13 protein-coding genes are annotated in these 11,601 nt (G+C 41.2%); 7 read left to right on the plus strand and 6 right to left on the minus strand.

Features of this window, described 5'->3' with window-relative positions:
* Nucleotides 1-87: 87 nt before the first annotated feature.
* From pta to yjbM, 4 genes are read right to left on the minus strand one after another with little or no spacing between them, the layout of a single operon-like run.
* Complete coding sequence (gene pta, locus ADI58_RS01070; protein WP_000451580.1) at nucleotides 88-1,062, minus strand: phosphate acetyltransferase; 975 nt, start codon at nucleotides 1,060-1,062, stop codon at nucleotides 88-90.
* A gap of 43 nt (nucleotides 1,063-1,105) precedes the next feature.
* A complete protein-coding gene (locus ADI58_RS01075; RefSeq protein ID WP_049521139.1) occupies nucleotides 1,106-2,002 on the minus strand; it encodes an RluA family pseudouridine synthase in 897 nt (298 codons plus the stop codon).
* Nucleotides 1,999-2,817: an NAD kinase gene (locus ADI58_RS01080; RefSeq protein WP_000799056.1), complete on the minus strand. Its 819-nt coding sequence runs from the start codon at nucleotides 2,815-2,817 to the stop codon at nucleotides 1,999-2,001. The genes ADI58_RS01075 and ADI58_RS01080 overlap by 4 nt, the downstream gene beginning before the upstream one ends.
* Nucleotides 2,801-3,472, minus strand: coding sequence for a GTP diphosphokinase (gene yjbM, locus ADI58_RS01085; protein WP_000171682.1), 672 nt, complete (start codon nucleotides 3,470-3,472; stop codon nucleotides 2,801-2,803). Before yjbM ends, ADI58_RS01080 begins: the two co-directional genes overlap by 17 nt.
* 127 nt (nucleotides 3,473-3,599) lie before the next feature.
* Here yjbM and ADI58_RS01090 point away from each other — a divergent pair, with 127 nt between their 5' ends.
* From ADI58_RS01090 to ADI58_RS01120, 7 genes are all read left to right on the plus strand, one after another.
* Nucleotides 3,600-4,169, plus strand: coding sequence for a CYTH domain-containing protein (locus tag ADI58_RS01090; RefSeq protein ID WP_049500783.1), 570 nt, complete (start codon nucleotides 3,600-3,602; stop codon nucleotides 4,167-4,169).
* 111 nt (nucleotides 4,170-4,280) lie between these two features.
* Nucleotides 4,281-5,240 (plus strand): ribose-phosphate diphosphokinase, encoded by a 960-nt coding sequence (locus tag ADI58_RS01095; protein ID WP_001283823.1) that lies wholly within the window; start codon nucleotides 4,281-4,283, stop codon nucleotides 5,238-5,240.
* A gap of 9 nt (nucleotides 5,241-5,249) precedes the next feature.
* Entirely contained in the window at nucleotides 5,250-6,365 is a 1,116-nt protein-coding gene (locus ADI58_RS01100) for a cysteine desulfurase family protein (RefSeq protein WP_049521140.1), read from the plus strand.
* Between the two features lie 4 nt (nucleotides 6,366-6,369).
* Nucleotides 6,370-6,717 carry a DUF1831 domain-containing protein gene (locus tag ADI58_RS01105; RefSeq protein WP_000863540.1) on the plus strand — a complete coding sequence of 116 codons (348 nt, stop codon included), beginning with the start codon at nucleotides 6,370-6,372 and terminating at the stop codon, nucleotides 6,715-6,717.
* Between the two features lie 7 nt (nucleotides 6,718-6,724).
* The gene (locus tag ADI58_RS01110; protein WP_049511220.1) at nucleotides 6,725-6,940 is read left to right on the plus strand and encodes a DUF4649 family protein; all 216 of its coding nucleotides are present in this window, start codon (nucleotides 6,725-6,727) and stop codon (nucleotides 6,938-6,940) included.
* A gap of 82 nt (nucleotides 6,941-7,022) precedes the next feature.
* The gene (locus ADI58_RS01115; protein WP_000653414.1) at nucleotides 7,023-7,664 is read left to right on the plus strand and encodes a redox-sensing transcriptional repressor Rex; all 642 of its coding nucleotides are present in this window, start codon (nucleotides 7,023-7,025) and stop codon (nucleotides 7,662-7,664) included.
* A 17-nt stretch (nucleotides 7,665-7,681) separates the two neighbouring features.
* Nucleotides 7,682-8,371, plus strand: coding sequence for a gamma-glutamyl-gamma-aminobutyrate hydrolase family protein (locus tag ADI58_RS01120; protein WP_000743337.1), 690 nt, complete (start codon nucleotides 7,682-7,684; stop codon nucleotides 8,369-8,371).
* Here ADI58_RS01120 and radC read toward each other — a convergent pair.
* A complete protein-coding gene (gene radC, locus ADI58_RS01125; protein WP_049521141.1) occupies nucleotides 8,368-9,048 on the minus strand; it encodes a RadC family protein in 681 nt (226 codons plus the stop codon). The genes ADI58_RS01120 and radC overlap by 4 nt on opposite strands.
* A gap of 42 nt (nucleotides 9,049-9,090) precedes the next feature.
* Complete coding sequence (pcrA, locus tag ADI58_RS01130; RefSeq protein ID WP_049521142.1) at nucleotides 9,091-11,382, minus strand: DNA helicase PcrA; 2,292 nt, start codon at nucleotides 11,380-11,382, stop codon at nucleotides 9,091-9,093.
* Nucleotides 11,383-11,601 lie beyond the last annotated feature (219 nt).

Genomic DNA, 11,601 nt, shown 5'->3' on the forward strand with positions numbered 1-11,601 from the left:
TGAGCAGCCTGCGGCTAGTTTCCTAGTTTGCTCTTTGATTTTCATTGAGTATAAAAAGCCTCTTCCCAAGGGAAAGAGGACTAAATCTTATTGATGAACTGCTTGAGCTGCTGTGATAAGGGTTAACTTGTAAACATCATCTGCATTACATCCACGAGAAAGGTCGTTAACTGGTTTGTTCAAACCTTGCAAAACAGGTCCTACAGCTGCAAAACCACCAAGACGTTCAGCCATCTTGTATCCGATATTTCCTGCCTCGATACCTGGGAAGATGAAGACATTTGCTTGACCAGCTACCGTACTTCCAGGAGCTTTCAGAGCTGCAGTTTCAGGAACAAAGGCTGCATCAAATTGCAACTCACCATCGATTTCAAGGTCAGGACGCAAGTCGTGAGCAATTTTAGTTGCTTCAACAACCTTATCAACGCTTTCTCCAAATCCTGAACCTTTAGTAGAATAGCTTAGCATAGCAATTTTAGGCTCGATGCCAAACATCTTAGCTGTGATTGCTGAGTTGATCGCAATTTCAGCCAAGGCTTCTGCATCAGGATTGATATTGATGGCACAGTCTCCAAATAGGTAACGTTCCGTACCACGAACCATGAGGAAGGCACCTGAAGTACGAGTAACATTTGGACGAGTTTTGATGATTTGTAGGGCTGGGCGAACTGTTGAAGCTGTTGAGTGAATCGCACCTGATACCATTCCGTCAACCAAGCCCAAGTAAACCAACATAACACCAAAATAGTTGACATCTTCAACCAAAACCTTGCGTGCATCTTCTTCAGACATTTTGCCCTTGCGACGCTCCACCAAGGCAGCAACCATTTCTTCAAATTGAGGATAATGTTGAGGGTCAATGACTTCATAACCATCCATGATCCCTTCAATTTCAAGGTAAATTTTAATTTTTTCAGGATTTCCAAGCAAAACAGGAATCACTTCTGTTTCTTTTACCAAGCGTTTAGTCGCTTGAAGAATACGCGGCTCTTCCCCTTCAGGGAGAACGATACGAGCATTTTTACCAACTAGGTTGGCTTTGAGACTTTCAAAAACTTCCATGAGTTTTCTCCTTTAAGATAATAATTATACTCTGAAACAATTTTTATAGAGTATTAGTTGATAACTGGGTAATAAGGTTGCTGAAATCATCCGGCAAGGGACTTTCTAACTGCAAGTCTTGCTCTAAAAATGGATGATAAAAGGATAGGTAATGACAATGTAGGGCCTGGCGCTGAATTCCATCGTCTAGACTACCACCGTACAAGTCATCTCCCAATAAAGGAAAACCAATATGAGAAAAATGGACTCGGATTTGGTGGGTTCGCCCAGTGTGCAGGCGAATATCGACCAAATGAATATTCCCATAAGATGCTACAATCTTGTAAGAAGTATGGGCATACTTTCCACCTTTAGCCACCCGTCTGGTAATAATGGAGTCTTCATCACGCGCAATCGGGGCAATAATTTCCCCTTCTGGCTCCAAGTATCCATCACCTTTAACCAATGCAAAATAGCGCTTCTCGATAGATTTCTTCTGCAACTGCTTGTCTAATCGTGCATGGGCATAGCCATGCTTAGCAAAGAGCATCAAGCCAGAAGTATCTCTATCAAGTCTGGTTACAATGTGAACCTGCTGATTTTCATAATTTTGCTTGACATAGTAACCCTTGATAAAATTGGCAATGGTATTGGAGTGATTGACACTAGGAATAGAAGCCACTCCATAGGGTTTGTTTAAGACTAGAAAATGGTCATCCTCATAGAGAATGTCTAATGGTCTCTCGATAGCTTCTAGAGTTTCAAAGCCTTCCTCGGCGGGAATATCGATGATAACTCGGTCTCCAATATCCAATAGATAGGTTGCATTTTGCGGTTGGTCATTGACCAGAATAGCTCCACCTCGAAACTTAATCTTGGCCAGAAGTCCCTTAGAAACCTCGTGCTTTTTCAAGAAGGTCTTAACCTTGACATGTTCATCTGCGATAAATTCAAACCTCATTCGTCCACCTCACCGATGAAAGCGTCCTTAACACGATTCCAAAAACTGGTGTGGCTAGGTGAGGCGACAAAGTGAATCTTATGATGGTCGATTTGATACTCGATTCGTTCAATATTGCGGAAGGAATAAACGCTATTGTCAACCGAAATAGTGTGATAATCATTTCTTGTAGGAATAAGTTCAATCTTATCCTTCTTAGGAACAATAATGGAAGAACCCAGGGTTCGATAGACACGATTGTTAAGGCTGGCAATTTCCGTTAATTGCAAAGCTTCAATGGTAGGGTGTAAAACAGCTCCGCCAAGTGATTTGTTATAGGCTGTACTACCAGTCGGGGTCGAAACTGTTAGCCCATCTCCACGAAAACGTTCAAAGTGAACACCGTTAATCACAACATCCGCCACCATGGTTCGATCAGACCTGCGGATACTGGCTTCATTTAGTGCTCTAAAAATCTTCACTTCACCATTTTCAAGAAAGACCTTCACATTTAGAACAGGGTAAGAGACTCTTGCTCCGGTATCTAGCTGCAAATTAGTCACTAGTTTGTCCAACTCAAAATCACGGTAGTCCGTATAGAAGCCCAAATGTCCAGTATGAACACCGATAAAGCGTACCTTGTCAAGCTGATTTTCGTACTTATGAAAGGCCGACAAGAGCATGCCATCCCCACCAATGGAAATGACAATATCCGGATTGGTATCATTGAGTATAAACTGATTTCTCTTCAAACGATCTCGCAATTCATACAAAACCCTTTGACTCTGCGGTTTTCTATTAGCTATCAGATCAATTCGTTTACCTGTATTCTTCATCTGTATCATCACTGTTTCCTACACCGTCATTTAATTTTCTACTCAAAGGATCAAAAAGTGCCTGGGCTTCTTGGATATCATCACGAATTTTACCCATTTCTTCATCCAACTGATGGGCAATCTTTGCCGTGATTTCCAGTCTCTTTTTAATTTCCTCTGGGAAATCCCCTTGGTACTTGTAGTTGAGAGAATGTTCTATCGTTGCCCAGAAATTCATGGCCAAAGTACGAATCTGAATTTCCGCCAAAATGGTCTTAGCTCCATTGATGGTATCAACCGTATATTCTACTACCACGTGATAGGAACGGTAGCCTGATGCTTTTCGATGAGTAATGTAATCTCGCTCCTGTATGATCCGCATATCCTGACGTTTGCGCAAAATTTCCACTACTTCCTTAACGTCATCTACAAACTGGACCATCACACGCAAACCAGCAATATCTTGCAAATCATGCTCTAAGGTCGCATAAGTAATGCCACGCCGAGCCATTTTTTCCTTGATACTTTCAATTGGCTTGACTCTACCAGTCACAAACTCAATAGGAGAATGCTTATTTTGCTTACGATATTGCTTCCGAATACCACGTAGTTTAATCTTTAACTCACCAACAGCTTGAATGTAAGGATCTAGAAATTCTTCCCATTCTAAGGTCATAAATTCTCCCTTGTTCTCATATTATCCTTCAAAAATATCTTTGATTTTTTCTCCAGATTCATATACAATAAATACAATGCTATTATATCATAAATCCGCTTTCAACGATAAAGAAAAGGTAAGAAAAATGAAACATTTAGAAATTGAATTGAAAACACTCTTGAAAAAAGATGAATATAATCATCTAAAAGACCAGTTCACAGGTGTCACACCTGTTCTCCAAAAAAATTACTACATCGACACACCTGGTTTTGAGCTGCGAGAAAAGAAAGTCGCTATGCGTATTCGAACTTTTGAAGATTGGGCTGAATTGACACTCAAAGTCCCGCAAAGTGTTGGAAACATGGAATACAACCAAAAATTGCAACTAAAAGATGCTGAAAACTATCTGAGCAAGAAAGAACTTCCTCAAGGGCTAGTACTGGATGAATTGACGAAACATGGTATTAAAACAAGTGAATGGCAGATCCTTGGTTGTCTAACGACACTTCGCTATGAAATGCAAACAGCTATTGGTCTCATGGCACTGGATGAAAGTCAGTACTTTGATATGACAGATTACGAATTAGAGCTTGAAGTTGAAAATCACGAGCAAGGGAAACAAGATTTCCAGCAATTTTTAGAGAAAAATCAGATTTCATACCAAAAAGCTCCCTCAAAATTGGTTCGATTTGTCAAAAGCATGAAAAATAGCTGAAATAATCTCCATTTTTTGGTAAAATAGAAGAGATAAAATACAAAAATCCCAGTTCATATAGGCTAGGCAGATATGGCTAGGATTTAAAAAGTTTACAGAGGACGGTCTATAATGTCAGATAGAAAAAACATGAAACTTTTCGCACTCAACTCTAACCAAGAGATTGCACAGAAAATTGCACAAGCTGTTGGTGTACCGCTTGGAAAACTATCATCACGTCAATTTTCAGACGGAGAAATCCAAGTAAATATCGAAGAAAGTGTCCGTGGTTATGATGTTTACATCATCCAGTCTACAAGTTTCCCTGTTAACAACCACCTAATGGAATTGTTGATCATGGTTGACGCTTGTGTGCGCGCAAGTGCCCACAGTATCAACGTCGTCCTTCCATATTTTGGCTATGCACGTCAAGACCGCATTGCTTCACCACGTGAGCCACTTACAGCTAAACTAGTTGCTAATATGCTGGTTAAGGCTGGAGTTGACCGTGTTCTTACGCTTGATTTGCATGCTGTTCAGGTGCAAGGATTCTTTGATATTCCTGTTGACAACCTCTATACAGTTCCTCTATTTGCAAAACATTACTGCGATAAGGGGCTCCTTGGCTCAGATGTTGTTGTCGTTAGCCCTAAAAATTCAGGTGTCAAACGTGCTCGTAGCCTGGCTGAATATCTTGATGCTCCTATCGCCATTATCGATTACCCTCAAGACGATGCAACTCGTAACGAAGGTTATATTATTGGTGATGTTGAAGGTAAGAAAGCCATCTTGATTGATGATATTCTTAATACCGGACGTACCTTCTCTGAAGCTGCTAAAATCGTTGAACGTGAAGGAGCTACAGAAATTTATGCTGTTTCTAGCCACGGTCTCTTCGTCGAAGGAGCTGCTGAACTTCTTGACAATACTAATATTAAAGAAATTCTTGTGACTGATTCAGTAGCAACAAAAGAAAAAACTCCTAAAAACGTATGCTACATCACTGCTAGTGAGTTAATTGGTGATGCTATCGTCCGTATCCACGAAAGAAAACCAGTCAGCCCACTCTTTGCCTACAATAAAAAGAAATAAGGTGATTCTTTGATTTATTTGGACAATGCTGCGACGACTCCTATGTCAGCAGTTGCTATTTCAGCTATGACCAAGGTTATGCAAGAAACCCATGGCAATCCTTCTAGTATTCATGGTCATGGTCGTCAAGCTGGCAAACTCTTGAGAGAAGCCCGTCAGGAACTAGCCCAGTTACTGGGGACAAAACCTCAACATATCTTTTTCACTTCTGGTGGGACTGAAGGAAACAATACTGCCATCATTGGCTACTGCCTTCGTCACCAAGAACAAGGAAAACATATCATCACAACTGCTATTGAGCACCATGCCGTCCTTGAAACCATTGATTACTTAGTTCAACACTTTGGGTTTGAAGCAACCATTATCCAGCCAGAAAATCAAGAAATCACAGCCCAACAAATTCAAAAAGCTTTACGTGACGATACAATTTTGGTTTCAACCATGTTTGCCAATAATGAGACAGGAAACCTACTGCCCATTGCTGAAATTGGCCAAATACTCAAGCAACACCCAGCAGCCTATCATGTTGATGCAGTTCAGGCAATCGGTAAAATACCAATTCAACCCGAAGAATTGGGCATTGATTTTCTCACTGCTTCTGCCCATAAATTCCATGGTCCTAAGGGAATCGGTTTTCTCTACGCATCTAGCATGGATTTTGATTCCTATCTACATGGCGGAGACCAAGAACAGAAAAAACGTGCAGGAACTGAAAATTTAGCTGCCATCGTAGGCATGGTTGCAGCCCTAAAAGAAGACCTAGAAAAACAAAAAGAACATTTTCAACATATACAAAATCTAGAAACTACTTTTCTTGCGGAGCTAGAGGACATTCAATATTACTTGAATAGAGGAGAACATCAGCTTCCTTATGTTCTCAATATTGGATTTCCTGGTCAGAAAAATGACCTCTTACTCCTTCGTCTAGATTTGGCTGGAATTTCAATCTCTACTGGCTCAGCCTGCACTGCGGGCATTGTACAATCCAGCCATGTTCTTGAAGCCATGTACGGGGCAAATTCAGAACGCTTGAAGGAATCCGTTCGTATCAGTTTGTCGCCAGAAAATACTGTTGAAGACCTACATACCCTCGCAAAAACCTTAAAAGAAATTATCGGAGGTTAGCCATATGGCATTTGAAAAAACCATTCAGTTAAAAAATTGTCGTTACGACTACACTCTTAGCCCTTCTGTTAAAAAATTCACCCTTAAGGACAACACCTTTTTTGAGACTAAGGTTGGTAACTATGAATTGACTCGCCTTTTGGAAAAAGTTCCAAACAGCGGTGAGGGATTCCAACTCAAAATCATCATTAACAAGGAACTTACAGGTGCTAAAATCAATATCACTGACAAGTTTGGGCTACGTCTAGTTGATATTTTCAAATCAGAAGACCACCACATTCATCAGGAAAAATTCTATTTCCTCATGGATAGCTTGGTAGAACGTGGTGTCTTTACAAAATCGGAAAGATAGAGCCAAAATGTTTGAACTAACTTATAAGGACAGCTATCATGTAGAGCGCACTCTCAAGTATGAGGATTACGAGGCTCTCATGCTGGCTCTGTCAGGATGTGTGACTCTGCCAGATACACTTTATGTGACTTCTTTGACCTTTCAAGGGCAGGAAGTTTACCAAGGACTGGTCGGAGACCTCTACCGTTTTCTATCACATGCAGATTTTTTACATCAAAACTAAGATTTTTCTTAGTTTTTTCTTGTTTTTGTTGATTTTTTCACAATGTTTCTATAAAATAGAAGAATAGAAAGGTTGTGATTTTGTGAAAGATAAACAGTCTGCTATTCCAAAAGCTACAGCGAAAAGACTCTCTCTCTACTATCGAATTTTTAAGAGATTTCATGCAGAAAAGATTGAACGTGCCAACTCTAAGCAAATTGCAGAGGCTATCGGTATTGACTCAGCGACCGTACGTCGTGATTTTTCCTATTTTGGTGAACTTGGACGTCGTGGTTTTGGCTATGATGTTAAAAAACTGATGACGTTTTTTGCCGATTTGCTCAATGATAACTCCATTACCAATGTCATGCTGGTTGGTATTGGAAATATGGGCCATGCCCTTCTCCACTACCGTTTCCACGAACGTAACAAGATGAAAATTATCATGGCCTTTGACCTAGATGACCATCCCGAAGTCGGTAGCCAAACCCCTGATGGGATTCCCATTTACGGAATTTCACAAATCAAGGATAAAATCAAGGATGCTGATGTGAAGACTGCTATCCTGACCGTTCCCAGCGTTAAGTCACAAGAAGTTGCTAATCTCTTGGTTGATGCTGGCGTGAAAGGAATTCTTAGTTTTTCACCAGTCCATCTGCATTTACCAAAAGATGTGGTCGTTCAGTATGTCGATTTGACAAGTGAACTCCAAACCCTCCTCTACTTCATGCGAAAAGAGGATTAGAAAGCGAAAATCATTTTATGAAAAAACCAGTTATAGGGATTACAGGAAACGAAAAAACTCATCCAGATGATGACATTATGATGAGCTACGCAGCAAAAGGCTTTGTGGAAGGCGTTAAAGACGCTGGAGGGATTCCCATCATCCTACCGATTGGTGATCAAGAAATGGCCTGCCACTATATCAGTATGATTGACAAACTCATCTTGACAGGTGGGCAAAATGTTGATCCAAAATTCTATGGTGAACCAAAAACCATCGATAGCGATGACTACCACCTTCAAAGGGATATCTTTGAACTGGCCCTCATCAAGGAAGCTATTAAACAGAAAAAGCCAATTTTTTCTGTCTGCCGTGGAACTCAACTCTTTAACGTTGCCATGGGTGGAACTTTATACCAAGATATCGAAGACCATTGGCAAGATTGTTCTGCCGAATACACAACCCAACGCTTGGTGACAGAACCTGATACAGTTCTTCGAGAAATCTATGGAGAAATCTCCCATATCAACTCCTTCCACCATCAGAGTATTAAGGATTTAGCACCTAACTTAAAGATTGCGGCTCATGATCCTAAGGATGGCATTATTGAAGCTGTCATGAGTACGGATGATGTTGCCTTTCTCGGTGTCCAATGGCACCCAGAATTTCTATTTGAAAATCGTCCCAAAGATAAAAACCTCTTTGACTATGTCGTTAATGAACTTTAGATTAAATCTGTCTTTTCACGGTAACTAAAATAACTGGAGTGAGAGACAATCAAGTGGTCCAAGAGGACAATTCCCATCAGATCGCAGGCTTCTTTAACAAGTTTAGTGACATGATCATCATTTCGGCTAGGCGATACCGCTCCTGAAGGATGATTGTGGACCAAGATAAGAGAGGTTGCCATATGCTTGATAGCATAGTGAAGAATCTCACGTGGTTCAGCGATACTACGAGTTGCAGAACCAATAAAAATGGTCTGTTGATGGATGATTTGATTTTGAGTATTGAGATAGAGCGCCACTAGGTGCTCTTGTTTTTTATGGCCCAATTCCTGTTGCATCTTCTTGGCCAACTTTTGGCTACTGAGAATACTTTCCATCTCAAGGGTCTCGTATTTGTGAATACGATGCCCCAGTTCAATCATAGCTTGTAACTCTATGGCCTTAACACGGCCGATACCAGACAGACTCTGCAATTCCTGCAGGGTCATTTTTTTCAAATCCGTTAGGCTTGAAAGATTACTCAAGACTTTCTGGGCAATTTCAAAAACGCTGGCTTGACGTGTTCCTGTCCTGAGTAGAATAGCTAGCAACTCTTGGTTACTGAGCGCTTCAACTCCTTCTTTGGCCAGTCTTTCTCTTGGCAGCAGTGAATCTTCTTGGAATGAAATACTATACATAAAATTCCTCCTCACTTTATTATTCGTGAGAAGGATGGAAAATTATATTTTTTTCTCAATTGGGGCTACACTGGCTAAAAGTTTTTTCAGGCCAACTTCTGGGAAATTGATTTTTAATTCCTGCGTAGCACCGCTACCTGAGACTTCCAGAACAGTTCCCTCTCCCCATTTCTTGTGGAGAGCAATGTCACCAATGGTCCAATTTGTTTCGCTAGAAGCTGATTTTGCTCCAGCTGTAAATTGACCAAATGGGAGACCGCTTGACTGAATAGTTTTTGGTGCCACACCGCGTTTACGGTCTTGGAGGGCCTGCGCCAAACTCATACCTTGACCAAAGGCAAGACCACCACTGCTATAAGATGCCTTAAAGCTTGTATTGGCTGGACGAGCCAATCCTTGATACTCAAGCAAGTCCGAACTGATTTCGTTAATAAAACGAGTCGGACGGTTGTAGTTGGTACGACCAAAAAGCAGGCGTGAGTTGGCATTGGTCAGATAGAGAATTTTCTCTGCACGCGTAATTCCTACATAGGCCAAACGGCGTTCTTCTTCTAATTCATCTTGATCTTCAGCCGCACGGCTAAGCGGAAAGACATTTTCTTCCATACCAATCAAAAATACAACTGGAAACTCAAGACCCTTAGCAGCATGCAGGGTCATCAAGGTCACTTCTGATGTCTCCTGACTACCTGAATCTGTGTCGGCAATCAAGGCCAAGTCATTTAAGAAACGACTCAGTTTGTCCAGACCAGTTTCCTCTTCTGGCCCATCAGAGGTGTCATCAAAGTTTTTCGTTACAGAAAGGAACTCTTCGATATTTTCAACCCTAGCCTTGCTTTCTAAGGTCGCTTGAGCATTTAGAATATCGACGTAACCTGTTTTTTCTAAAACAGTCTCAACCAACTCTGTAATAGTTAATTGATCTAGCTGCTCCCGCAAATCCAGAATCATATTGGCAAAATCCCAGATAGACTGGGCTGCTTTACCCTTGATACCAGATAACATGATATTAGCTGAAGCATCTAGCATGGACATGTCTTGCATATTCGCAAAGTCACGGATTTTCTCAACTGTACCTGGCCCAATTCCACGTTTAGGCTCGTTGATAATACGCTCACAACTGATATTGTCACTCAAATTGGCAATAAGATTGAGGTAAGCGATAATATCGCGGATTTCCTTACGGCTGTAGAACTTTGTCCCACCAACCATTGTATAAGGAATGTTTGACTTGAGCAAGGCTTCCTCAATAGTACGGGACTGCGCATTAGTACGATAAAGAACTGCAAAATCCTTGTGAAGGAAGTTTTGACTCCGACCAAGTTCATCGATAGTTCTGGCTACAAATACAGCCTCATCTAGCTCATCATTGGCACGATAGTAAACGATTTGCTCCCCATCAGCATTTTGGGTCCAGAGATTCTTAGGACGGCGGTTTTTATTGTTTTTAATGACCTCGTTGGCAGCTTGGAGAATAGTTTTGGTTGAACGGTAATTCTCCTCCAACAAAACAACCTTGGCTTGGGGATAATCTTTCTCAAAATCCAAAATATTCTGCATATCAGCACCACGCCAACCGTAGATAGACTGGTCAGCATCCCCAACCACACAGATATTTTTAAAACGGGAAGCCAAGAGTTTGACCAATTGGTACTGGGCATGGTTGGTATCTTGGTATTCATCAACATGGATGTATTGAAACTTCTGCTGGTAGTAGGTCAAAACATCAGGATTCTGATCAAAGAGACGCAGGGTCAGCATAATCAAATCATCAAAGTCAACCGACTCCGACTGACGCAGTTCTTTTTGGTAAGCAGTGTAACACTGGGCCACGATTTGCGTGTACATATCTCCAGCTTGGGCAGCATAAGCCACATCATCAATCAGATCATTCTTAGCATTGGAAATAGTTCCTAAGATGCTCCGTTCATTCCATTTTTTCGGATCCAAGTTTAACTGCTTAAGAATACGTTTCATAAGAGTTCGCTGTTCACCAGGATCGACAATTGTAAAATTACGGTTGTAGCCAATATGGTCCGCATCGCGACGCAAAATACGAACACACATGGAGTGGAAGGTCGCAATCAGACAGTCCTGAGTAGCTGGATTGAGGCTATAAGCACGCTCTTTCATCTCACGCGCAGCCTTGTTAGTAAAGGTAATGGCCAAGATATTCCACGGATTGACCATCTTTTCATCAATCAGATAAGCAATGCGGTGAGTCAAAACTCGGGTCTTTCCAGAACCAGCCCCCGCCATGATCAACAAGGGACCTTCTGTCGTTTGCACCGCCTCAGCCTGACGGTCATTCATTCCATTTAATAATGCGTTCATCTTCTCTTCCTTACTCTTGAAGTCAATATTTCTATTATATCAGAATTCAGGGAAAATATCTTTACCTAGACTGGTTACGTGTAGAAGGCAACTTCTTATATCTAGATAAAAAATGAGCTTGGATAGTATTTCCAAACTCATTTTTTACTCAATGAAAATCGAAGTGCAAACTAGGAAGCTAGCCGCAGGCTGTACTTGAGTACGGCAAGGTGAAGCTGA

This window comes from Streptococcus mitis, assembly GCF_001074635.1.
Taxonomy (GTDB): domain Bacteria; phylum Bacillota; class Bacilli; order Lactobacillales; family Streptococcaceae; genus Streptococcus; species Streptococcus mitis_E.

What these genes read in the sequence shown, in the direction of transcription:
- pta (WP_000451580.1), bottom strand. Translation starts at nt 1,062, where the DNA reads ATGGAAGTTTTTGAAAGTCTCAAAGCCAACCTAGTTGGTAAAAATGCT.
- ADI58_RS01075 (WP_049521139.1), bottom strand. Translation starts at nt 2,002, where the DNA reads ATGAGGTTTGAATTTATCGCAGATGAACATGTCAAGGTTAAGACCTTC.
- ADI58_RS01080 (WP_000799056.1), bottom strand. Translation starts at nt 2,817, where the DNA reads ATGAAGAATACAGGTAAACGAATTGATCTGATAGCTAATAGAAAACCG.
- yjbM (WP_000171682.1), bottom strand. Translation starts at nt 3,472, where the DNA reads ATGACCTTAGAATGGGAAGAATTTCTAGATCCTTACATTCAAGCTGTT.
- ADI58_RS01090 (WP_049500783.1), top strand. Translation starts at nt 3,600, where the DNA reads ATGAAACATTTAGAAATTGAATTGAAAACACTCTTGAAAAAAGATGAA.
- ADI58_RS01095 (WP_001283823.1), top strand. Translation starts at nt 4,281, where the DNA reads ATGTCAGATAGAAAAAACATGAAACTTTTCGCACTCAACTCTAACCAA.
- ADI58_RS01105 (WP_000863540.1), top strand. Translation starts at nt 6,370, where the DNA reads ATGGCATTTGAAAAAACCATTCAGTTAAAAAATTGTCGTTACGACTAC.
- ADI58_RS01110 (WP_049511220.1), top strand. Translation starts at nt 6,725, where the DNA reads ATGTTTGAACTAACTTATAAGGACAGCTATCATGTAGAGCGCACTCTC.
- ADI58_RS01120 (WP_000743337.1), top strand. Translation starts at nt 7,682, where the DNA reads ATGAAAAAACCAGTTATAGGGATTACAGGAAACGAAAAAACTCATCCA.
- radC (WP_049521141.1), bottom strand. Translation starts at nt 9,048, where the DNA reads ATGTATAGTATTTCATTCCAAGAAGATTCACTGCTGCCAAGAGAAAGA.
- pcrA (WP_049521142.1), bottom strand. Translation starts at nt 11,382, where the DNA reads ATGAACGCATTATTAAATGGAATGAATGACCGTCAGGCTGAGGCGGTG.